The sequence below is a fragment of the Burkholderiales bacterium genome (assembly GCA_036262035.1).
In the GTDB taxonomy this organism is placed as follows: Bacteria; Pseudomonadota; Gammaproteobacteria; order Burkholderiales; family SG8-41; genus JAQGMV01.
In genome coordinates this window covers 213,535-236,060 of the sequence record DATAJS010000010.1, presented here as the reverse complement: position 1 = coordinate 236,060, position 22,526 = coordinate 213,535, and the positions used below count along the sequence as shown (strand labels likewise).

Annotated in this window: 23 protein-coding genes; 15 read left to right on the top strand and 8 right to left on the bottom strand. The window is 66.6% G+C overall.

From position 1 onward, the window contains the following. The first annotated feature begins 37 nt into the window (after positions 1-37). The 7 genes from VHP37_09075 (at position 38) to VHP37_09045 (ending at position 7,842) form a co-directional block, all read left to right on the top strand. Entirely contained in the window at positions 38-1,339 is a 1,302-nt protein-coding gene (locus tag VHP37_09075; GenBank protein HEX2826483.1) for a hypothetical protein, read from the top strand. 109 nt (positions 1,340-1,448) lie between these two features. Next, complete coding sequence (locus VHP37_09070) at positions 1,449-2,378, top strand: tripartite tricarboxylate transporter substrate binding protein (protein HEX2826482.1); 930 nt, start codon at positions 1,449-1,451, stop codon at positions 2,376-2,378. Between the two features lie 268 nt (positions 2,379-2,646). Then, on the top strand, positions 2,647-3,615 hold the full coding sequence (locus VHP37_09065) for a tripartite tricarboxylate transporter substrate binding protein (protein HEX2826481.1): 969 nt from the start codon (positions 2,647-2,649) through the stop codon (positions 3,613-3,615). A 188-nt stretch (positions 3,616-3,803) separates the two neighbouring features. Then, the gene (locus tag VHP37_09060) at positions 3,804-4,655 is read left to right on the top strand and encodes a MaoC family dehydratase N-terminal domain-containing protein (protein ID HEX2826480.1); all 852 of its coding nucleotides are present in this window, start codon (positions 3,804-3,806) and stop codon (positions 4,653-4,655) included. A gap of 58 nt (positions 4,656-4,713) precedes the next feature. Then, positions 4,714-5,925, top strand: coding sequence for a CoA transferase (locus tag VHP37_09055; GenBank protein ID HEX2826479.1), 1,212 nt, complete (start codon positions 4,714-4,716; stop codon positions 5,923-5,925). Between the two features lie 10 nt (positions 5,926-5,935). Further along, positions 5,936-6,904, top strand: a complete 969-nt coding sequence (locus VHP37_09050; protein ID HEX2826478.1) for a tripartite tricarboxylate transporter substrate binding protein — start codon at positions 5,936-5,938, stop codon at positions 6,902-6,904. Positions 6,905-6,996: 92 nt separating this feature from the next. Beyond that, a complete protein-coding gene (locus tag VHP37_09045) occupies positions 6,997-7,842 on the top strand; it encodes a class I SAM-dependent methyltransferase (protein ID HEX2826477.1) in 846 nt (281 codons plus the stop codon). 107 nt (positions 7,843-7,949) lie between these two features. Here VHP37_09045 and VHP37_09040 read toward each other — a convergent pair whose 3' ends face one another. Continuing rightward, positions 7,950-9,611 (bottom strand): M14 family metallopeptidase, encoded by a 1,662-nt coding sequence (locus VHP37_09040; protein HEX2826476.1) that lies wholly within the window; start codon positions 9,609-9,611, stop codon positions 7,950-7,952. Positions 9,612-9,679: 68 nt separating this feature from the next. On the opposite strand from VHP37_09040, the gene VHP37_09035 reads away from it, so the two are divergent. After that, a complete protein-coding gene (locus tag VHP37_09035) occupies positions 9,680-10,609 on the top strand; it encodes a 3-hydroxyacyl-CoA dehydrogenase NAD-binding domain-containing protein (protein ID HEX2826475.1) in 930 nt (309 codons plus the stop codon). Positions 10,610-10,669: 60 nt separating this feature from the next. Here VHP37_09035 and VHP37_09030 read toward each other — a convergent pair whose 3' ends face one another. Continuing rightward, a complete protein-coding gene (locus tag VHP37_09030) occupies positions 10,670-11,563 on the bottom strand; it encodes a fumarylacetoacetate hydrolase family protein (GenBank protein ID HEX2826474.1) in 894 nt (297 codons plus the stop codon). Positions 11,564-11,715: 152 nt separating this feature from the next. On the opposite strand from VHP37_09030, the gene VHP37_09025 reads away from it, so the two are divergent. The 4 genes from VHP37_09025 to VHP37_09010 all read left to right on the top strand — a co-directional run bounded on the left by VHP37_09025 (position 11,716) and on the right by VHP37_09010 (position 13,909). Beyond that, positions 11,716-12,669, top strand: a complete 954-nt coding sequence (locus VHP37_09025; protein HEX2826473.1) for a hypothetical protein — start codon at positions 11,716-11,718, stop codon at positions 12,667-12,669. 130 nt (positions 12,670-12,799) lie between these two features. After that, positions 12,800-13,183 (top strand): integration host factor subunit alpha, encoded by a 384-nt coding sequence (locus VHP37_09020; GenBank protein HEX2826472.1) that lies wholly within the window; start codon positions 12,800-12,802, stop codon positions 13,181-13,183. Positions 13,184-13,309: 126 nt separating this feature from the next. Continuing rightward, positions 13,310-13,645 carry a hypothetical protein gene (locus VHP37_09015; protein ID HEX2826471.1) on the top strand — a complete coding sequence of 112 codons (336 nt, stop codon included), beginning with the start codon at positions 13,310-13,312 and terminating at the stop codon, positions 13,643-13,645. A gap of 105 nt (positions 13,646-13,750) precedes the next feature. Further along, positions 13,751-13,909 (top strand): hypothetical protein, encoded by a 159-nt coding sequence (locus VHP37_09010; GenBank protein ID HEX2826470.1) that lies wholly within the window; start codon positions 13,751-13,753, stop codon positions 13,907-13,909. Between the two features lie 106 nt (positions 13,910-14,015). Here the strand turns inward: VHP37_09010 and VHP37_09005 are convergent, their stop codons facing one another. Both VHP37_09005 and VHP37_09000 read right to left on the bottom strand, forming a co-directional pair. Further along, positions 14,016-15,206, bottom strand: a complete 1,191-nt coding sequence (locus VHP37_09005) for a CoA transferase (protein ID HEX2826469.1) — start codon at positions 15,204-15,206, stop codon at positions 14,016-14,018. A 128-nt stretch (positions 15,207-15,334) separates the two neighbouring features. Beyond that, entirely contained in the window at positions 15,335-15,694 is a 360-nt protein-coding gene (locus VHP37_09000; GenBank protein ID HEX2826468.1) for a hypothetical protein, read from the bottom strand. Between the two features lie 67 nt (positions 15,695-15,761). Here VHP37_09000 and VHP37_08995 point away from each other — a divergent pair, with 67 nt between their 5' ends. The 3 genes from VHP37_08995 (at position 15,762) to VHP37_08985 (ending at position 20,330) form a co-directional block, all read left to right on the top strand. Continuing rightward, complete coding sequence (locus tag VHP37_08995; protein ID HEX2826467.1) at positions 15,762-16,877, top strand: M35 family metallo-endopeptidase; 1,116 nt, start codon at positions 15,762-15,764, stop codon at positions 16,875-16,877. Further along, a complete protein-coding gene (locus VHP37_08990) occupies positions 16,874-17,338 on the top strand; it encodes a hypothetical protein (GenBank protein HEX2826466.1) in 465 nt (154 codons plus the stop codon). Before VHP37_08995 ends, VHP37_08990 begins: the two co-directional genes overlap by 4 nt. A 208-nt stretch (positions 17,339-17,546) precedes the next feature. Next, entirely contained in the window at positions 17,547-20,330 is a 2,784-nt protein-coding gene (locus VHP37_08985; protein ID HEX2826465.1) for a DUF3857 domain-containing protein, read from the top strand. Between the two features lie 6 nt (positions 20,331-20,336). On the opposite strand, the gene VHP37_08980 is transcribed toward VHP37_08985, so the two are convergent. The 4 genes from VHP37_08980 to VHP37_08965 are packed head-to-tail and all read right to left on the bottom strand — an operon-like array spanning position 20,337 to position 22,472. Continuing rightward, positions 20,337-21,320, bottom strand: coding sequence for a tripartite tricarboxylate transporter substrate binding protein (locus VHP37_08980; protein HEX2826464.1), 984 nt, complete (start codon positions 21,318-21,320; stop codon positions 20,337-20,339). A 32-nt stretch (positions 21,321-21,352) separates the two neighbouring features. Next, a complete protein-coding gene (locus VHP37_08975; GenBank protein HEX2826463.1) occupies positions 21,353-21,661 on the bottom strand; it encodes a DUF952 domain-containing protein in 309 nt (102 codons plus the stop codon). Next, complete coding sequence (locus VHP37_08970) at positions 21,662-22,018, bottom strand: hypothetical protein (protein HEX2826462.1); 357 nt, start codon at positions 22,016-22,018, stop codon at positions 21,662-21,664. A 37-nt stretch (positions 22,019-22,055) separates the two neighbouring features. Then, a complete protein-coding gene (locus VHP37_08965; GenBank protein HEX2826461.1) occupies positions 22,056-22,472 on the bottom strand; it encodes a response regulator transcription factor in 417 nt (138 codons plus the stop codon). Positions 22,473-22,526 lie beyond the last annotated feature (54 nt).

The window sequence follows — 22,526 nt, the reverse complement described above, 5'->3', positions numbered from 1 at the left end:
CACCCTGACCCTCCCCTGAGGGGGAGGGCATACAGCTATGGACAATCAACGACCCTGGCATAAACCGGGCAAGTGGCTGGTCAATCCGGCCTATTGGGACGACGAAGCGAAAGCCGCGAGGGCGGGCATGCCTGCGCGGATTCACTTCATCGACTGCACCTTGAGCGAAGGCGACGACTGCGTCGGCCACCAGCTCAACTGGAACACGCGGCTCGGCATGCTCGAGCGCCTCGACGCGGTCGGCGTCGGCGAGATCACCATGCCGAGCCACGTCACCTTCGCCGAAGAGCGCGATCTCATCCGCGCGTGCCGCCGCATCGGGATCAAGAGCCGGCTGGTCGCGAAAGGCCCCGGGGTGCGCCCGCCGCTGAAGGGCGACTGGAAAGGCGTGATCGACCGCCACATCGACCTCGGCACCGAAGTGATCAGCCCCATCTTCAAGTGGTCGTACGAAGACACGATCGGCGATTTCACCGGCGAGCTCTCCAAGGAGCGCATCGTCGATGCGATCGCCGAGAGCATCCGGTACATGAAGCGCCAGAACGTGCGCGTCGTGCCGTGGATGGAAGACAGCATGCGAGCGAACACCGCGACCGCATGCCTGTTCTACAAGGCGATGGCCGACGCGGGCGCCGACGGCGTCTACACCGTCGACAGCCGCGGCAACTCGACGCCGCTGGCGACGCGGGTCTACATCAAGCGCATCCGCGAAGCGGTAGGGCCGAAGTGCGACGTCTACGTGCAGCACCACAACGACATGGGCATCGCCACGGCGAACGCGATCGCGGCGGCCGAAGCGGGCGCGAACTGGATCGACGCATCGGTGATCGGCATCGGCGACCGCGGCGGCTGCGTCGCGCTCGAGGAAGCGGCGGCGCTGTTCGAGATGTACGGCGTCGACACCGGGATGAAGCTCGACAAGCTGTACGACCTCTGCTGCTACGTGCGCGACGCGTACGGCATCCAGCTTCCGCCGTGGAAACCGATCGTCGGCTCGAATTGGAACAAGGAAGAAGGCGCGGGCCACCTCGAAGGCAGCGACAACGCCGAAGCGACGATCGGCATCGCGCCGCGCGTCGTCGGCCGCGAGCTGGAGACGGTGATCGGCGGCAAGATCCTCTTCGGCCGCGAGCGCAGCAGCGCGCACACCGACGATCCGGTGCTCCTGCGCAACCTCATGCGCGACTGGAATTTCAGCCCGACCGAAGAGCAGTTCCAGACCGTGCTCTTCCGGGCGCGTGCGGCGGTGGCGACGAATTACGGACGGCACTACCTGACGTTCGAAGAGTTCAAATCGATTTGCGAAGGGGTGATGCTGAGTGGTTACGAAAGTCGTTGATCGACCGACACCGTCATTGCGCGGCGCAGTGCGCCGAAGCAATCCCGGAGCGTCCGGCGACCGCGTTAGCGTGCGTCACGCGATTGCTTCGTCGCTGGCGCTCCTCGCAATGACACCTTCGACACATGCCGCGGACGCCGCGTATCCCCAACGCCCCATCCGCTTCATCATGCCCTACCCCGTCGGCGGCACGATCGACATGTCGGGGCGGCTCGTGGCGAAGGAGCTCGGCGACGCGTTCGGGCAGCAGGTGGTCGTCGACAACCGCACCGGCGCCGGCGGGACGATCGGCACCGAGACCGCGGCGAGATCGCCTGCGGACGGCTACACGATGGTGATGGGCGGCACCGGCACGCTCGCGATCAGCCCCGGCCTCGACCGCAAGCTCGGCTACGACCCGCTCAAGGACTTCGCGCCGATCACGCTGCTCGCGACCACGCCGTACGTGCTCGTGATTCATCCGTCAGTGCCGGCCGCGAACACGCGCGAGCTCATCGCGCTCGCGAAATCGCAGCCCGGCAAGCTCACCTATGCGTCCGGCGGCAGCGGCAGCGCGCCCCACCTCATCGGCGAGATGTTCAGGACCCGCGCCGGCATCAGGGTGCTGCACGTGCCTTACAAAGGCAGCTCTCCGGCGAAGATCGATCTCGTCGCGGGCCGCGTGCAGATGTTCTTCACGGGCATCCCGCCCGTCATCGGAGACATCAAGTCGGGCACGCTGCGCGCGGTCGGCGTCACCACCGCGAAGCGCAGCAGCACGCTGCCCGACGTGCCGACGATCGCCGAGTCGGGCGTGACCGGATTCGACGTCGCGCCGTGGTTCGGCATCCTCGCGCCCGCGCATACGCCCGCCACGGTCGTGTCGCGCCTCAACGCCGAGACGGTGAAGGTGCTGCGCGGCGCCACGTTACGCGACCGCCTCGCGCGCGAAGGCGTCGACGTCGTCGGCAACACGCCCGCCGAGTTCGGCACCTTCATCAGGGGCGAGATGCAGAAGTGGGCGAAGGCGGTGAAAGAGTCGGGCGCGAAGGTGGAATAGCGACAAAGGACCGAGGGCGCTTTTAGACGCAGAGGCGCGCAGACGCGCACGGAGGCGCACGGAGGCGCGCAGAGGAAAGGCGTAAGCGTCGTCATTCCCGATCCGCGGCAGCGGATGTGATCGGAAATCCATTTTGCAAACGCCTCTGGAAAATCAAAATGGATTCCCGCCTTCGCGGGAATGACGGACTACCCGACTGCCTCATTGCTTTTCCTCCGCGCGCCTCTGCGTCCTCTGCGGTAAAACACGCCTTTAAAGGAGGCGACCGATGGCACGTCACGCAGCACGACTCGTCGCACTGACCGCAGCGCTCGTCACCTCGGCGGCTGCAGCGCAAAGCTATCCCTCCCGTCCCATCCGCATCATCGCGCAGTTCCAGCCCGGCACCTCGACCGACATCCTCGCGCGCGTGGTGGCGCAGAAGCTCACCGAGAGCTGGGGCCAGCAGGTCGTCGTCGACAATCGCCCCGGCGCGGGCGCGATCGTCGGCACCGAGATCGGCGCCAAAGCCCCGCCCGACGGCTACACCCTGACGATGGGCGTCTCCAGCGCTTTCGGCATCAATCCGACGCTGTATTCCAAACTTCCGTACGACGCGCTGCGCGACTTCGCGCCGATCACCAACATCGCGCTGACGCCGCAGACGCTGGTCACCGGGCCGAACACTCCCTGGAAGACCACCCGGGAGCTCGTCGCCGCCGCGAAAGCGAAACCGGGCGCGGTCGCCTTCGCGTCGCTCGGCAGCGGCTCGACCAGCCATCTCACGATGGAGATGTTCCGCTCGGCCGCGGGCATCCAGTTGAACCACATTCCCTACAAAGGCAGCCCCGCCGCGCACGGCGACGTGATGACCGGGCAGGTCGGCATCATGTTCGACGCGATTCCGGCGACGCTGCCGCTGGTGAAGTCGAACCGCCTGCGCGGCCTCGGCATCGCGACGCTCAAGCGCTCGCCGCTCATGCCCGAGGTGCCGACGATCGCCGAAGCGGGCTATCCCGGCTTCGAGGCCGTCGGCTGGATCGGGATCGTCGCGCCCGCCAAAACGCCGCCGGGAATCCTCGACAAGCTCAACGCCGAGATCGTGCGCGTGGTGAAGCAGCCCGACGTCACCGAGCGCCTGAACGCGCTCGCCTTCACGCCGGTGCCCGGCACGCGCGCGGAGTTCGGCGCGTTCATCAAATCCGAGATCGCCAAGTGGGGCAAGGCGGTGCGCGAGTCGGGCGCCAAGGCCGACTGATCGTCGTCCCGGAACCGCGATAGCGGGAGCTATCCGGGACCTCATCAGCCTCAACGTCAAAATGGGTCCTGGCGTTCGCCAGGACGACGCAAAGCGCGCTTTTGCTAGAATTCGCCCTCTCCCTGCGCGCCGCACGCTGCTCTACCCGCGGCGCGCACGTTCGAAACCCCACCGCTCCCCATACCGCCATGACCGCTGATTTGGAAAAGCTCAAGACCTGGGTCGGCCAGAAAGAGACCGACGTCGACTACGTGACGATTCCGACGGTGCACCGCCTCGCCGCGACGCTCGACCTCGATTACCCGATGCCGAAGGCCGGCGACCCGCTGCCGAACGGCTGGCAGTCGATCCTGTTCCCGCGCGTCGTGCGCCAGTCGCAGATCGGCGCCGACGGGCATCCCGAGCGCGGCGATTTCCTGCCGCCGGTGCCGCTGCCGCGCCGCATGTTCGCCGGCAAGCGCACGACGATGCACGCGCCGCTGCTCATCGGCGACGAAGTGAAACGCGAGTCGACGATCGCGAGCGTCACGCCCAAGACCGGGCGCAGCGGCCGGATGGTGTTCGTGACGGTGAAGACCGACATGATCACCTCGCGCGGCCTCGCGATCACCGAAGAGCAGGACATCGTCTATCGCGAAGAGCCCGATCCCAACGCGCCCAGGCCCGCGCCGCAGCGCGCCGAAGGCAAGGCGGTGTGGCAGCAGAAGGTCACGCCCGATCCGGTGCTGCTGTTCCGCTACTCGGCGCTGACGTTCAACGGCCACCGCATTCACTACGACCACCCGTACGTCACCAAGACCGAGGGCTATCCCGATCTGGTGATGAACGGCGGCCTCACCACGCTCCTCGTCTACGAGCTCATACGCGCGAACGCGAAGAGCCCGCTCAAGCACATCGCCTCGCGCAACGTGCGTCCGCTGTTCGTCAATCGCCAGTTCACCGTGTGCGGCGAGCCGAGCGCGGACGGTAAGACCGCGAAGCTGTGGGTGGTCGACGACGCCGACGCGGTCGCGCTGACCGCGGAAGCGGAGTTCGCGTGACGCGCAGCGGCGCGTCATCCCGGAGCAGCCGGGATCCATTTTGACTTTGAGGTTTTAGATGGCTGGTGGTCCTTTAGCAGGCGTGCGCATCGTCGATCTCACCTCGGTGGTCGTCGGTCCGCTCGCCACGCAAATCCTCGCCGATCACGGCGCCGACGTGATCAAGGTCGAGAGCCCGTCGGGCGATCTCGGCCGCACCATCGGCGGCCTCGGCAAGACGCCCGGCATGGGCCCGAAGTTCCTGCACCTCAACCGCAACAAGCGCTCGGTGGTGCTCGATCTGAAGAAGCCCGCGGGTTACGACGCGCTGATGAAGCTCGTCAGACTCGCCGACGTGCTGGTCTGGAACGTGCGCCCCGATTCGATGGCGCGCATGAAGCTCTCGTACGACGACGTGAAAGCGGTGAACCCGAAGATCATCTACTGCGGCATGTTCGGCTTCGGGCAGGGCGGGCGCTATCGCAAAAAGCCCGCGTACGATTCGATCATCCAGGGTTCCGCGGGCGTGGCGGCGCTGTATCACCGCGCGGCGGGCGAGCCGCGTTACCTGCCGATGGTGATGGCCGACAAGACCGTGGGTCTCATCGCGGTGCAGATGATGCTGATGGCGCTGTTCCACCGCGAGCGCACCGGCGAAGGCCAGTCGATCGAGATCCCGATGTTCGAGAACATGGCGGCGTTCGTCATGTCCGAGCACATGTACATGAAGACCTTCGATCCGCCGGCCGGCAACACCGGCGATCCGCGCCTGCTCGATCCGCAGGCGAAGCCGATGCAGACCAGCGACGGGTTCATCTGCATCTCCGCCAACACCAACGCGCAGGCGTTCGCGTTCTTCGACGCGATCGGGCGCCCGGAGCTCAAGACCGATCCGCGCTTCGACAGCATCGCGTCGCGCTTTTCGAACGTCGGCGAGTATTTCCGCATCCGCGGCGAAGCGCTCAGGACGAAGACGACGGCCGAATGGCTCGCGATCTTCGACGAGTGCGACGTGCCGGCGATGCCGTATCACACGCTCGATACGCTGCTCGAGGATCCGCACCTCGCGGAGGTCGGCTTCTATCAGAAGGTGGAGCATCCCACCGAAGGGACCATCGTCAACATGGCCCTGCCCAACAAGCTGTCGCGCGGCGCGCGCAGCGATTTCAGCCCGGCACCGAAGATCGGGCAGCACAGCGTCGAGATCCTGCGCGAAGCGGGTCTGACGGAGGAGGCCATTCAATCCATGGTCGCCGACGGTGTCACGAAGGACGGCCGCATCATGAAGTAGAGGTCGAGGTATGAAGGTCAAAGCAGTCTCTCTCGCCGTCGCGCTCGCGGCGGCCGGCGCCGCGCACGCGGCAACGCAGGACAACTATCCCAGCAAGCCGATCCGTCTCGTCGTGCCCTTCACGCCGGGCGGCAGCACCGACATCCTCGCGCGGCTGGTGGCGAAGCAGATCACCGACGTGTTCGGGCAGCAGTGCATCATCGACAACCGTCCGGGTGCGGGCGGGACGATCGGCATGGAGATCGCCGCGCGCTCGGCGCCGGACGGCTACACGCTGGTGATGGGGCACATCGGCACCCTCGCGGTGAACCCGGCGCTGTATTCCAGGCTCCCGTACGACCCGCTGAAGGATTTCCAGCCGATCACGCTGGTCGCGATGATCCCGAACATGATGACCGTGAACCCCAAGGTGCCGGCGAAGACCGTCAAGGAAGTCATCGCGCTGGCGCAGGCGAAGCCGGGCGCGCTCAACTACGGCTCGGGCGGCAACGGCTCGGCCGCGCACCTCGCGACCGAGTACTTCAAGCTGATGAGCAAGACCGACATCGTGCACATCCCGTACAAGGGCACCGCCCCCGCGGTCACCGACCTCATCGCCGGCAACATCTCGATGATGATCACCGGCGTGCCGCCGCAGCTGGGACAGGTGAAGGCCGGACGGCTGCGCCCGATCGCGGTCGCCACAGCGAAGCGCCTGCCGATGTTCCCCGATCTGCCGACCATCGGCGAGACGGTCAAAGGCTACGAGGCGACGCAGTGGTACGGCATCCTCGCGCCCGCCGCGGTGCCCAAGGCCTACGTCACCCGGCTCAACGCCGCGGTCGTCAAGGCGCTGCACAGCCCCGAGGCGAAGCAACAGCTCTCCAGCGAAGCCGCCGAGCCCGTCGGCAACTCGCCGGACGAGTTCGGCAGGTTCATCCGCAGCGAGATCGCTCGCTGGGCGCCGGTGGTGAAGCAGTCGGGGGCGAAGCCGGACTGACCTGTACACCGGGTCGCCGCGCGCGGCGTTGAGGCATAATCGCCTCGCACGCCGCGCTCGCGGCGCACCTAAAAACGTACAGGAGAAGGGGTATGCAAACGCTCTCGCGCGCGGCCTCGGTCGTCGCAATCACGTTGCTGTCCTTAGGCGTAGCGACGAACGTCGCGCTCGCGCAGACCGCGAAGCCCGCCGCCAAGGGGGAAGCCGCCAAGCAGGAGTTCACGCCCCAGGTCGGCCAGGAAGGCAAGGACGTCATCTGGGTGCCGACGCCGCAGAGCCTCGTCGACCGCATGCTGACGATGGCGCAGGTGAAGTCGACCGATTACGTCATCGACCTGGGCTCGGGCGACGGCCGCACGGTCATCACCGCGGCGAAGAAGTTCGGCGCCAACGCGCTCGGCATCGAGTACAACCCCGACATGGTCGAGCTCGCCAAGCGCAACGCCGACAAGGAAGGCGTGAGCGGCAAGGCGCACTTCATGAAGGCCGACATCTTCGCGACCGACTTCAGCAAGGCGACGGTCATCACGATGTACCTCCTGCCGTCGCTGAACGTGAAGCTGCGCCCGACCCTCCTCAACATGAAGCCCGGCACGCGCGTCGTGTCGCACGCGTTCACGATGGACGACTGGGAACCCGATCAGGTCGATTCGTCGGAAGGCCGCACCGCCTACCTGTGGATCGTCCCGGCGAAAGTCGCGGGAACATGGAAGCTCGACGGCGCCGCGAAAGGCGAGATCACCCTGACCCAGCAGTACCAGAAAGTCGGCGGCGGCGCGAAAGTCGACGGCAAGGTCGCCAACCTCCTCAACCCCAGGCTGCGCGGCGACGCGATCACGTTCTCGCTCGACGGCAGGGAATACAGCGGGCGGGTGCACGGCGACAAGATCGAGGGCTCGGTCGCCGGCGGCGGAAAATTCAGCGCGAGCAAGAGCTGAAGAACCGTCATTGCGAGGAGCGTCAGCGACGAAGCAATCCCGGAGCGTCCGTCAGCGTGCGCCACGAGATCGCGTCGTCGCCTTGCGGCTCCGCGCGATGACAGCGCTCAGTCCAGCGGCGGCTCGGTACTCAACCCACGTAGAGGCCGCAGCAACCTGAACACCGGCACCTCCGACGGCGCGGCTTCCTGAGGGTTGGCGAGCCCGCGCCGGTCGGTGGGTATCATCCCCAGCGCGACGAAGCTCGACGGCGATTCCGGCTCCAGCGCGGCGATCAAAAGGTTCGCCGCCGGCTGCGCCATCGCGTAGACGAACGTCCCCGCGGGGAACAGCCGCTTCTTCAGCTTCACCTCGGTCGTCACCGCGCTGCGGATGTGGCCTTCGATGAACACGCTGCCGGCGCGCCGCTCGGTCACTTCGTAGCTTTCCACTTCGAGCTCGGTCGGCTTGTCGAGCCTGCGCCCTTCCACGCCCGACATCGTCAGCCTGCGCGCGACCTCGGCGTGCGAAGGCAGCAGCAGGTAGGCATAAGGCCGCGTGCGCGTGAGCGCGGCCTGCGCTTCGCGCGGGTCCAGCCAATCGACCTCGACCGCCTTGGGCTCGCCGCTCCTGGGGTCGAGCATCGTCAGCGTCTCGCGACGGCTCGGCGCTTTCAGCGTCACGGCGACGCGGTCTTCCGCCGAAGGCGACTTGCCTTTGCGGATCGTCTCGGCGCGCGCGTCGCGCACCACACGGCGGAGTTCTTCGGCGTTGTCCGCCGCGCTCTGCAACAGGCTCTTCAGCACGACGTAATGGGTGTGCACCCGGCGCGCGTAGCTGTCGCGGCCGATGCCCACGCCGCGCGTCTCGACGAGGAACGACAGGGCCCCCTGCAATCCCGCGTAATTGCGGCCGATATCGGGCGCGGTGCCGCCGCCGTTCACGCGCTTGTCCTTGAGGTCGTACCCGGTCGTGAAGTACCAGAAGTGGCTGTAGCCCGCTTTCTCGACGTCGCGCGCGATGCCGCGGCTGAAGACGCGCTCGGCGAGATCGTTCAGGCCTTTCTCGACGTTGGGGTGCGTCGCGTAGGCGAACGTGAAATCGTACGACTGCACCGCGTCGAACTTCTCCACCCAGCGCGTGGCGACGCTGAACTCGTGCGCGTCGACGAAGACGTCGGGCGTGTACTCGTACGTCATGCGGCGGATCGCATACGTCTCGGGCAGGTCGACCTTGAGGTGATCGCGGTTGACGTCGACGCAGCTCGCCGTGCCGCGCCAGAAATACTCGGCGCCGTCGGGATTGCCGCGCGGCATGATGACCACGCTGATGCGGTCGAGCAGCGGCCGGAGCTCACCCGCCGCGAGCTCTTTCGCCAGCGCCAGCATCGCCTCTCCACCCGCCGGCTCGTTGCCGTGGAGCTGTCCGACGAGGAAGACGACCGGCCGCTGCAGCGTCCTCAGGTCGGATCCGGTGAAACGCCCCGCGCTGGTGAGCACGAGCGCCGGAATCGTGCGGCCTTCCTGCGACTGGCCCGCGGTGCGCACGAAGAGGTTGCGCGAGCCGCGGGCGAGGCGCTGGAGGTACGCGTTCATCTCGGCGTACGACGTGAAGCCGGTCTTGCCCGCGACGAACGCGGGCGTGTCGAAGCGATGCGCCGGATCGGGATAGCGGCTCTTCACCGCGTCGGCCTGCGTGTGCTCGGCGCCTTTCGCGCACTGCGCGTGTACGGTCGGAGCGGACGACACGGCGAGGACCACGGCGAGCGCGCACAGCAGCTTGGACGTCACGGATTCCCCCCGGCGGGGCGCGCGCGCCCCTCTATAATGCGGTCGATCATAACGCGGAGCATCGGGATATGGCACAGGAACGTTCCAACGTAGTCATCATCGGCGGCGGCATCATGGGCGGCGACATCGGTACGATCTTCGCTGCCGCGGGTTGGAGCGTGCAGGTGATGAGTCCTTCGCAGAAGACGCGCGACGCGTTGCCTGCGCGCACGACCGCGGGTCTGCAAAAGCTCGGCGCAGCCGCAGCGGCCGCAAACAACGTGAAGACCTGCGAGAAGCTCTCGGACATCGACTGGAGCGGCGTGAGCTTCGTCGTCGAAGCGGCCACCGAGGATCTCGCGCTCAAGCAGAAGATCTTCGCCGACGTCGAAGCGCTCGCCGGCGACGACGTGGTGCTCGCGACCAACACCTCCAACTTCCCGATCGGCGAAGTCGGCAAGAACCTGAAGAACCGCAAGCGCATGCTGGGGCTGCACTTCTTCATGCCGGCGCACCTGGTGCCGCTGGTCGAGATCGTGAGCTCCGACGCGACCGATCCGAACATCGCCCAGCAGACGGTCGAGCTCATGAAAAAGCTCGGCAAGGCGCCGATCTGGGTGAAGAAAGACGTGCCGGGCTTCGTCGGCAACCGCATCCAGCACGCGATGATGCGCGAAGCGCTGTGGCTCATCCAGGACGGTATCGTCGATGCCGAAGGCGTGGACGTCGCGGTGCGCTACGGCTTCGGCTTTCGCTTCATCGCCTGCGGCCCGGTCATGCAGAAAGAGATGTCGGGCTGGGACACCAACTACCTCGTCGGCACCGCGCTCTACCCGCACCTCTACAAGAACGACGCCCCGCCGCCCATCGTGAAAGAGCTGATGGACAAGAAGCAGCTCGGCATGAAGACCAAGAAAGGCTTCTGGGACTGGGACGACGCCAGGATCGCCAAGGAAAAAGCGCGGATCGAAAAGGCCCTTCAGGCGGGGATGGAGATCCTCAAGTCCGACAAAGCCTGACCTCCCGAAATCCGGGTCAGAGTCACATTACCGACGTTAATCTGACTCTGACCCGGATTTTCACAACCGCGCGATGCGGTTACGAAGCACGCCGATCCCTGCGACTTCGGTCTCGAGCACGTCGCCGGCTTTCATGAACTCCGGCGGGGTGCGCGCGTGGCCCACGCCCGCCGGCGTGCCGGTCGAGATCACGTCGCCCGGCTCCAGCGTCATGCCGTGCGAGAGCTCGGCGATGATGCGCGGGATCTTGAAGTACATGTAGCTCGTGTTCGATTCCTGCTTGACCGCGCCGTTGACCTTGCAGCCGATGGCGAGGCTGTCGGGATTCGGCACTTCGTCCGCGGTGACGATCCACGGGCCCATCGGACAGGTGCCGTCGAGGCTCTTGCCCTTGAACCACTGCTGGCCGTGCCGGCGCTGGATGTCGCGGCCGGAGACGTCGTTGATGACGGTGTAGCCGAAGACGTGCTTCATGGCGTCGGCCTCGCTAATGTTCACGCCGCCGGGGCCGATAATTACTCCCAGCTCCGCCTCCCAGTCGAGCTTGTCGGTGATCTTCGGATCGTACGGTACGGCGTCGTACGGCCCGATGACCGTCGTCGGCGTCTTGGAGAAGAACGTCGGGTGCGTGGGCATCTCGGCGACGTGAGGCCGGATCTTTTCGCCTTCCCTGAAGTGCTCGAGATAGTTCCAGCCGACGCAGAAGACGTTCTTGCGCGGCCGCGGGATCGGCGCGAGCAGCGTCACCTCCGACAGCTGCAGCGTCCCACGCGCCGCGCTCGCGGCGCCGCGTATCCAGGCAAGCGCGCGCTCGCCGGCAGCGACGAGCGAGACCATGTCGGTGACGTCGAAAGGCGGCGTGGCGAGCGCGGCGAAGTCGATCACCTCGCCGTCGTTGCGAACGAGGCCGGTGCGGGGCGCGCCGTCGCGCGTCTTGAAGGTAACGAGCTTCACGGGTCTTGTCTTCCTTTCGGCTTGCTGAACGTTGTACGCGATTGGTACTATTTTAGCCGCGAGGACGTGCGCGCTTCGGCGCGCGCCGGAGGGCTCCAAGAAGCCCGCAGACTGGGCGGCCGCACGGCGCGGCCGCCGCGAAAGGAAGTCCTGTGACAACGCAGTCCAGCGAACATCGAGCGGTCTCGCTCCTGCCCGCCTATATCGAGGCGCGGGCGCGCCACGCCGAGGACGCCGGTCTTCTCACCGAAAAACAGCTCCAGCGCGGCGACGTGCTGACGACGCGTTACCTCGGGAGCGAGGCGCAATTGCGCGCCGCACGCTTCCTGCGCATACCGGCGGGGTTCGTCTTTCCGAAGAGGGCCGGCGGGCGCAAGCTCGCGGCGCTCGGCGTGTTCTGCCCCGCGGCGCCCGGGGCGGAGCTCAGGTGCACGCTGGTGAAGATCGCCGAGGACCGCTTCCGGCTGTCGATCGTGAACGAGCTTTTGCCGGTGTCGTCGCGCAATCTCGCCGGCCGCATCGCCGTCTACAAGTACACCGAGCTGCGCGAAGGCGCGAACGCCGGCCCGGCGACCGTATACGTCGGGCCTTTCGCATCGCTGGTCGCCGCCGGCATCGCGCCGGCCGAGGCGCAACGGCGCGTTCAGCGCGCCCCCGACAGCGCCGCGCCGGCGCTGTGGCAGTCGCAGCCGCTCGACGGCGGACGCTATCGCTTCGTGGTCTATCACGAAGCCGAGGCGCGAGCCCACGCGCAGGAGGAAGAGCGCGGCCGCTCCAATTTCAGGGCGCCCGAGCAATATCAGGACTGGCTGCTCGAAGTCGTCGCCGCCAGCATCGGCATGATTCGCAGGCAACTGCGGATTAAAACGAAGCGCCGATATGTGTACACCGTGCCGGAGCGCACGTTGAAAGAGCTCGAAGCGCACTTCGGCAAGCTGCGCCGCACGATCGCGCGTTCCGAAATTCTCGTACAGAAAGAAGACGTTCGCGCAGAGACGCAGCGCGCCGAGCTGCGCCGCGCCGCGCTTGCTGCGATGCGCGACGGCGAATTCCAGCGCTTCCTCGGCAAAGTCACGGCAAAGCCTGGTGCGCAGCGCAAGCGCTGATTCCGTATCGCGGGTGCCGCTGCGCAAAAAGGCATGCGGCTTGCTGCCCTCAGGCTCGAAGCGCGATCTGCGCGACGCTCGTGGGCGCACCTCACGCTCCTTCCCGGCAACTCGAAGGGAACTCATTCGCATGAACGGACACGACCTCGGCCCCGTGCCGACCGACAGCGACGAAGATGATGCGATCGCGCGCGGCGCCCTCACCAAAGAAGAGCTCCAGAACCTTCTGTTCGATTCCCTCGGCCTCTCCAAGCGCGAGTGCCGCGAGATGGTCAACGCGATCTTCGAAGAGATGCGCGTCGCGCTCGAGGCGGGCGACGCGGTGAAGCTCGAAGGCTTCGGACGCTTCCAGCCGAAGGAACGACCCAAGCGCTGGGCGCGCAACCTGAAGAGCGGAGAGAAGATCCCGATCTCCGAGCGCCGCGTGGTCACGTTCCATCCGTCGAAGAAGCTCTGCGCGAACATCGACCAGCAGAAGCCGCCGCCCAAGTCCGCGCATACGCGCGCGTCGTAGCAGCGCAACCGCCCTCGCCTGCAACGCGCGCGCTGCTCGCGTGAAATTCGTTTGCGCGCGAAATTCCGCGAGTCGCCGACGCTATACTTGGCGCGCTGATAAGCCCATCAATCACAAAAGGCGCGCATGGACAGCTACACCGAGAGCGGCGGCACCGCGAATTCCATTTCAGATTACGGTTCGAACGGCGCCGAGTTCGCGTCGTTCCGGCCGCTGTCGGAGCACGACCGCCAGGCGATCGCGGCGGTGATCGAATCGAAATACCGCATCAAGCTCGCGCAGGACCAGGTGCGCGAAGACCTCAAAGCGGTCGCCGGCAACCTCGGCATGAAAACCAGCGAGCTCAACCGCATCATCAAGCTCGCGATGCAGGAGCGCGAGCGCGGCAACGTGCTGTTGCACGAGAAAGCGCTGATCGACGTCGCCGAGCAGGTCGTCTTCACGCCCACCGCGGTCGCGTAAGCCACTGTCGTGGCGCGGCGACAAGTCCCCGCACCGCTTGTACTTTTCCCCGGCACGACCTATGCTGCATCCAGCGTGTGAGCCTATTTTCCGGAGGAGAAGACGATGTTCTTCACCTGGGACCGTTATCACGCCGTGGCCGGACGCTGGCTGCGCCAGCGCCGGCACGACCCGATGGGGGAGTTCCTGGCGTCGATCGACGTCATGATCGCCGTCGCCGGCACCGCCTTCACGGCGTGCGTCGTCGCGATCGTCCTGGCATAGCCGCACCGCCCACGCGCCGCGCCGTCCCGTTCGACGGCGCGCCTCTCGTGCGCTGCAGCAACGAAAAAGGCCCCTTGCGGGGCCTTTTCGTGTTGCGTCGCTACGCTCAGATCACGCCGAGGCCCTTGAGCCGGTCGATCTCGGCCTTCGAGTAGCCCAGCCACTCGAGCACTTCGTTGTTGTGCTCGCCCGCCTCGGGCGTGGGCCGGCGGATCTGCTTCTGGATGCCCTTGAAGTTGAGCGGCGAGTTGACCACCTTGGTATCGCCGAGCGCGCCGCCCTTGACCGGCGCCGCCATCCCCAGATGCTGCACCTGCGGGTCCGCGAACACCTTGTCGATCGTGTTGATGGGGCCCGCGGGGATGCCGGCCTCGTCGAACTTCTCGACCCAGTACGCCGACGGCTTGGTCTTCAGCACTTCCGACAGCGCTTCGTTGAACGCCGGTCGGTTCGCGGTCCGGTCCGGAAGCTTCGCGAACTTCGGATGCGACAGCCACTCGGGCTTGCCGCACACTTCGGCAAGACGCTCGAACAGCCGCCCCGAGCTCGCCGCGAGGTTGATGTACCCGTCCTGCGTCGGATACACGCTCGAAGGGGTCATCGTCGGGTGGTCGTTGCCGGTCTGGCCCGCGACCTCGCCTTTCATGAGGTAGCGCGAAGCCTGGAAGTCGAGCATGAAGACCTGCGTCTCGAGCAGGCTGGTGTACACCCAGCGTCCGACGCCCGTCGTGTTGCGCTCGTACAGCGCCATCATGATCGACAGCGCCAGCAGCGACCCGGCGACGAGGTCGTTGATGGGAATGCCGACGCGCAGCGGTCCGCCGCCCGGCGTGCCGGTGATCGACATGAGACCGCCCATGCCCTGCGCGATCTGGTCGACGCCGCCCTTGGTGGCGTACGGGCCTTCCTGGCCGAAGCCGCTGATGCTGCCCATCACGATCTTCGGATTGATCGCCTTGAGCTCGTCGTAGGTCATGTGCAGGCGCGTCTTCACCTGCGGGCGCATGTTCTCGACGACGACGTCGGCTTTTTCGACGAGCTTCTTGAACACCGCGTAACCGTCGGGCGATTTCAGATCGAGCTGGATCGCGCGCTTGTTGCGGTGGAGGTTCTGGAAATCGAAGCCGTGGCGGCGGCCGACGACGTCTTCACCCGCGGGGACCGGCGGCTCGATGCGGATGACGTTCGCGCCCCAGTCGGCGAGGTGGCGCGAGCACGTGGGGCCCGCGCGCGCGAGCGTGAGATCGAGGACGAAGATGTCGGACAGGGGAAGCTTGTTGCCGTTCGTAGGCTGCATCGGTGGACCCCGCGGGTTTCTGGTCGTGAGCCGACGATTATAACCGGCCAAATCCCTGATATTCCGCCGAATATTGCCGCTGCTCGAGGTCGCCCCCCCTTTTCATCGGGGTCTGACCCCGGTTTTGCTCAGGCCTGCCAGACGCCGTAGCCCTGCTCCCTCAGCCCGATCGCGAGCTCCACCTCCATCTCCTGCGCCGCCTCGTACGGCATCGGGTTGTAGCACTCGTAGAGCTCGGGGACGAGCCGCAAGCCGTACAGCTTCACGAAGCGGTTCGCGCGGATGCCGGCCTTGTGCTTGTCGAAGCGCGTGTCGGGATCGAGGCCGGTCATGCCCACGTAGACGCAGGGCTTGGCCGGATCGTAATCGGGATTGCAGCGTTTGAAGCGCGGCTCGTAGAGCACGTCCTTCGAGAGCAGGACGACGTAGACGGAGTGATGATGTCGAGGCTTCGCGGCCACGCCGCGCATGGTAGCGCACTGTGACATTGACAGAGCGCCGCGCTATCCGTGACGATGGTCGACCGGTCGGGGACACCGGACATAGGGACCTCGCATGGACTGGAACTCGAAGTTCAAGGTTCATTACGACTACGCCAAGGAGTGGCTCAAGGACGAGAAGGCGTTCGCGGCCGGGTGGCAGCCCACCGTGAAATCGCTGAAGCAGCTCATGTCGGACGGCGGCTTCGACTCCACGCACGCCGAGGCCCTGCAGAGCTTGCGCAACAAGGTCAGGAACGGCGAGGCGCGGCTCAACGGCCACGGTTCGATCAAGGAGGACCAGGGCATCCTCGAAGCGGTGAAGGCGTGGGGCGCGAAGGGCCCGACGTTGGACGACGGCGTGAAGATGCGCGCCGCCACGCTCAAGATGCTGCGCCACATCTATCTGATCAAGAAGGCCGGCAGCTGCCAGGTGTGGGTGCATTCGCTGCCGACCGCGTTCACCGACTGGACGTCGAACCACATCAACGCCAACTGCTCGACCGCCGACGCGGTGAAGGCGGTGCTGCGCGCGAACCACGAGCACTTCTCCGAGGACCAGAAGAAATATCTCGGCTACGCGAGCCAGCACGCGCTCGCCTGGGCGCAGAAGACCGGCATGATCCTCGCCGAAGCGGCGAGCGCCGATGCGAAAGCCGCCAAGGCGAAGGTCAACGCGCGCAACCTGGTGAAGCGCTGGTTCGCCGACTCCGCGACGACCGATGCCGAGCTCAACACCTACATCTCGACGCTCACCCGAGGCTTCAAGGGGATCGTCGCGATGCTCAACAAGGGCCGCTTCATCCTGACCGACTGGGTGCCGCTGCGCGGTGCGACCGCGGCCGACGAGCTGCGCTTCTTCAATTCCGAAGCGTTCACCTTCCGCGCCAGCGCCGAGGGCATGGACGTGGTGTATATCGAGAGCTCGTTCTTCAAGGACGTCAAAGGCAACGTGCTGCAGGGTCAGAAGAACTGGACGCGCATCGTCGTGCACGAGCTGACGCACCTCGTGTGCGGCACCGAGGACGTGAACATCGGCAACGCGCGCTACGCCTGGTACGGCATCGGTCCGCATCCCGGATTCCCGGGCTCGGCCGCGATCCGCAACGCCGACAGCTGGGCGTTCTTCTGCGCGGACTGCGCGAACGTGCTCACCGAAGCCGAGCGCGAGAAAGCGCTGAAGATCATATGAGGCTCGCGCGCTGCGCCTGCGCGACGCTCGTCGCGCTCGCCGTCACATCGTTCGTCGCAGGCGCGTCACAACCGAAGGAGAACCGCGCGATGTCCAATCCGAGCGCAAGCCGCCCGGCCCCGCCCGAAGTGCCGGGCATCGATCACAAGGGCGTGCACTACGAGCAGGACCTGCAGAGCTCGACGCTCGGCGGCCAGCTCGCGGCGTACGACCAGAAGACCGGCGCGCGGCTCTGGACGCTCAGGATCTACGACGTGAAAGACCACAGCGCGGCGGCCGTTCCGAACCCCGGCATCTACTTCAGGAGCATGAAGGTCTTACCCGGCCGCGACGAGCTCGCGATCGAGAACGAGGTCGGCGGCCGCTACACCGTCGACCTCGCGAAACGGACCGTCACCACGGTGTTCGAGCCCACCGCCAAGCCGAAGGCGCACAAGAAGCTGCCGACCCCGCCCGGCTGATCCCGGCGGGCGCCCTTCCGCGCCGGCACTAGTGCGCTTCCCGGTCAAGCGCGCCCTGTGGTATCTGTACCGGACAAAACAAGGGACAAGAGCGCATCAGCGCCGCCCCGCTTTTTCATCGTCCGCGGGGGCTATCATTTCCGACCGTCTCGCTGCCGCGCCGGCACGCCTGTCCGCGCGCTGTTTCGCTCGCGCGGTCCGCACGTTCGTGCGGATCGCATTCCTCCTGCCCGCGCTCGCGTATGCCCAGGCCGCCCCGCCGAACGCGGCGGGCGAGCCGCCGCCGTTGCGCGAGGTGCAGGTCGCTGCCGGCGCGTTCTCGCTCGGCGATGCGCCGCCCGCGTGGGTCGAGCCGATCGCGATTCCGCCGACCACCGATACCCAGCCGATCGTCATGCGGCTGGCCGACACCCAGTTCCACGTCGCATCGACGATCTCGGTCTACGTGCGCCGCGCGTTCCTCATCAACGACGCGTCTGCGCTGAGCGAAGCGGGGCAGATCCCGATCTCGTTCGTGCCCGAGTACCAGAAGCTCAGGCTGCACGCGGTGCGCATCCTGCGCGGCGACGAAGTCCTCGACCGCACGCGCTCGTCGAACATCCGCTTCCTCCAGCGCGAGACCGGGCTCGAGCGCGGCGTCTACAGCGGGCACGTCACCGCGTCGGTGCTCGTCAACGACGTGCGCGTCGGCGACACGCTCGAGTACGTGTATTCCACCGAAGGCGAGAACCCGGTGTTCGGCGGGCGCTTCTCCGACATGTCGGGATGGGACCAGGGCAACCCGGTGGAGCTCAGGCGCGTCATCGTGAGCCACCCGGCCGAGCGCGCCATCGCGTGGAAGATGCTCGGACCCGCGCAGGGCCGCAAGGTCACGTCGACCGAGTCGACCGCCGGCGGACGCCGCACGCTGCGCTTCGAAGAGCGCTCGATGCCCGCGGTGCGCGGCGAGCGCTTCGTGCCGTACGGTCACGTCCAGTACCGCACTCTGCAGTTCTCCGAGTACCCCCGCTGGCGCGACGTCGTCGACTGGGCGCAGCCGCTGTTCAAGCCCGAAGGCGCGCTGAACGACGAGCTCAAACAGGTCGTCGACAAGCTCGGGCAGCTTCCCACGCCCGAGGAGCGGGTCATCGCCGCGCTCGATTTCGTGCAGTCCGAGATCCGCTATTTCTCGGTGTCGCTGGGCGAAAGCTCGCACCGGCCGACCCATCCGAACGTCACCCTGTCGCGCCGCTACGGCGACTGCAAGGACAAATCGCTGCTGCTCATCACGCTGCTCGACGCGCTCGGCGTCGAAGCGCGCCCGGTGCTGCTGTCGATCGGCACGCGCAAGGGGCTGGAGCAGATGCTGCCCGGCCCGCAGCTCTTCGATCACGTGATCGTGCAGGCGCGCGTCGGCGACGGCGTCTACTACCTCGATGCGACGCGTCTCGGCCAGCGCAGCCGCCTCGCGCGCATGGGACAGTTGCACGAAGGCGCGCAGGTGCTCGTGATCGCGCGCGAGACCGAAGCGCTGTCGGCGATCGCCAGCCCCGACCTCTACGCGCTGGTGCGCGACGAAGTCACCGAGACCGCCGTCGTCGGCAAGCTCGGCGAGAACGCCCAGCTCGACTCGCGCCAGGTCTGGAACGGCGTGGTCGCCGAGACCATGCGCACCATCTTCGCGCGCCTGCCGCGCACCGAGGTCGCGCGCTTCCTCACCGCCGCGATGGAGCGCCGCTACGCCGGCGCCAGGCTCGTCGGCGAGCCGCAGGTCGAGGACAACGTCGCCGAGAACACGTTCATGCTGCGCGCGCGCTACAGCGTGCCCAGGCTCGTCGACACCCGCAGCGGAGACTGGTTTGCCCGCGTGGCTGCGACCAACTTCGCGGACACTTTCGCGCTGCCGTCGTTCAGCGATCGGCGCGGTCCGGTGGTGATCCCCGGCTATCCGAGCGAAGCGCGCTATACGCTCGAAGTGCAATTCCCCGAGGAAGTGCGCGCGATGCGCGACCCGTACACGCAGACCATTCGCAGCAAGACGTTCGCGTACACCATCGCATCGAGCTTCCGCGGCCGCACCGCGAAGACGACGGTCGACCTGAAAACGTTCACCGACCGGGTCGAAGTGGAGGACCTCAAGCGCTTCCGCGAAGACCTGGAAAAAGTCGACAAGCTCGCCCCGCACCGGATCATCGTCGTGCTCAAGAACGATATCAAGGGCGGCACGGTGCTCGGCCTCATCCGCAAGGATTTCAAGCAGATCGTGCAGGACCGCCTGCGCGACGTCGTCGAGAAGACCAGCGCGACGATCCAGTCGGCGAAGCTCACCGGCGACGATCTCGCCAACGCCTACTGCGAGCGCGCCAACGCGCACGGCGATCTCGGCGAGTACGAGGCCGCGCTGCGCGACGCGAACGCCGCGCTGAAGATCGCGCCGAACTCGACGCGCTCGCTCACCTGCCGCGCCGAGACCTATTTCTCCTCGGGCGATTTCCAGAAGAGCGCCGCGGACTACTCGCGCGCGCTGTCCCTGGGCGAAGCCACCGCCCACACCTATTACCGGCGCGGCGTGGCGCGTTACTACGCGGGCGAGCTGGAAGCCGCACAGGAAGATCTGAGGAAAGCGAGCGAGCTCGCGACGACCGAGCCCGACCTCTACGTCGACCTGTGGCTCACGTGGATCTCGCAACGTCTCGGCAAGGCGGTGCCCGAAGCCGCGTCACAGCGCGCGCTCGCCGAGCCGCAGGGCGAGTGGCCCAGGCCCGCGCTCGCGATGCTGCACGGCAAGCTTGCGCCCGACGACATGCTGCGGCTGCTCGAGCGCAAGACCGGGGACGACCTCCAGATGGCGCGCGCCGAAGGCTATTTCTATCTCGCCCAGTATTACCTGATGCGGGGAGACAAGTCGAAAGCGCGCGAATACTTCGAGAAGACCCGCGACCTCGGCGTGCTCATGTACACCGAGCACGTGGCCGCGCGCTTCGAGCTGGAGCGGCTGAAGCGCGGGGATTGACCGGCGTCAGCGCTCGAGCTGTATCCCGGCGTCGCGGATGACCTTGCCCCACTTCTGCATCTCGCTCCGCAGGAAAGCCGCGAACTGCTGGGGCGAGCTGCCGACCGGCACCGCGCCGTCGGCTTCGAAGCGATGGCCGACCTCGGGCGATTTCACGATCGCGATCAATTCGGCCGCGAGCTTGTCCACGATCGGCCGCGGCACCCCCGCGGGCGCGACGACGCCCTGGAACGCTTCCGCCGCATAACCCGGGACCGTTTCGGCGATCACCGGCACGTCCGGCATCGACGGCAGGCGCTTCGCGCTCGTCAGCGCGATCGCCTTGAGCTTGCCGGAGCGCAGGTGCGGCGCGGCCGAGATCGTCGTCGTGAACAGCATGTTGACGCGGCCGCCGATGACGTCGGTCACCGCCGGCGGTATGCCTTTGTAAGGCACGTGCACCATCTGAATGCCGGCCATCCGCTGGAACAGCTCGCCCGCGAGATGCGGCGCGGAGCCTGCGCCCGGTGAAGCGAAGGTGAGCTCGCCGCGCTTCTGTTTGCCGAGCGCGATCAGGTCCTTCACCGTGGCTGCGCCAAAGTTCGGCGCCGTCACGATGACGTTCGGCTGCGTGTTGAGCTGCGTGACCGCGGTGAAATCCTTCAGCGGATCGTACGGCAGCTTCGGATAGAGACCCGGGTTGATCGCGAACGTCGTGGTGATCATCAGGATCGTGTAGCCGTCGGGCACCGCGTGGGACGCGATCTCGGTGCCGACGATGGTCGCCGCGCCGGGCCGCGTGTCGACGACGAAGTTCTGCCCCCATTTCTCGGTGATCTTCTGGCCGATCATCCGCGAAGTGATGTCGAGCCCGCCGCCCGGCGCGAACGGCACGATGACGCGGATCGGGCGCGCGGGATAGGTCTCAGGGTTTTTGGGCTGTGCCGCGACGGCGGCAGTACAGGCGAAGATGAGCGCGAGCGCTGAGGAGCTCAGGGTTTTTGTTCTCATACGCCGAACGTAACCGGCGCATCGCATCAGTGTCAACGCGTCCGTCGGTTCAGCACCGCCGACAGCGGCAGCTCACCATAGAGGTGCGGGAACAGCGCGCCGCCGCGCGAAGGTTCCCATTTGAGCCCGTCGCCGAGCGCGGCCGCGTCGACTTCGAGCACCATCAGGTCGCGTTCACCCGCGAAGTGGCGCTCGATCGTGCCTTCGAGCTGCTCGGCGGTGGAGCAGTGAATGAAGCCGTCGCGCTGGTCGTCGGCAGAGCCCTCGAACACGCCGCGCGCCTGCATCTGCGCCCACTCGGGCGCGCGCAGCACCTTGTAGACGAGCGCCGCGCCGCTCAACTACTTGCGCTCGCAGAACGACGCTTCGGCGCCGCGTCCGCTGCGGAAGCTGACCGTCGGTTTGTTCTTGTTCTCGTGATAGACCGACTTGAAGCCGTTGGGCATGACCCCGTCCAGGTGCCCGCCCTTGAACGTGATCTCGCCGTTCGACGGGTTGTAGTTGTAGGCCCCCTGCTGCTTGCCGTCGGGATCGCTGTATTTGCCGCTGCCGGTCACCTTGAAGTTGAGCAGCATCCGCGGCGAGCCGTTGCCCCAGCATTCGTAGCTGCCTTGCGCCACCGCCTTCGGCGCCTGTGCGGCAGCGATCGCCGGCAGGCAAGCCATGCCCATTGCAACCGCGAATCTCGCGAGCTTCATCCCACACCCTCCCCGTTGGAATCGTGGAACGAGCGTATCACGCCGTCTGCGGATCGCGCTCGAGCGCCCCGTGGATCGTCGAGAGGACTTTCGCCGCGTTGAACGGTTTGACGACGAAGCCGCACGCACCGAGCGCGCGGGCCTCTTTCACGAGGTCGGATGTCGCGTAACCGGTGATGATCACCACCTTCATGCCGGGAAAGGCCTGCTTGACGTGTCGGAGCACGCCGATGCCGTCGAGCTCCCCGGGCATCTGTACGTCCAGGCAGAGCACGTCCGGACGCTGCTTGCGCAGCGCCTCGACGGCGGCGTCGCCGTGGGTCGTCTCGCCGATGTACTGCAGTTGGCCGTCCTGGCGGATGATGCCCTTCAGCACCCGCCGCACGACCTCGTTGTCGTCCACGACGTAGACTGTTTTCCGACCGTTTGGGCTGTTCGTATTGTTGTCGGCCATGACCGGCCTCGCGCTAGCTGTCCCAGGGACTTAACGGCCGCCGGGGGGAATTTC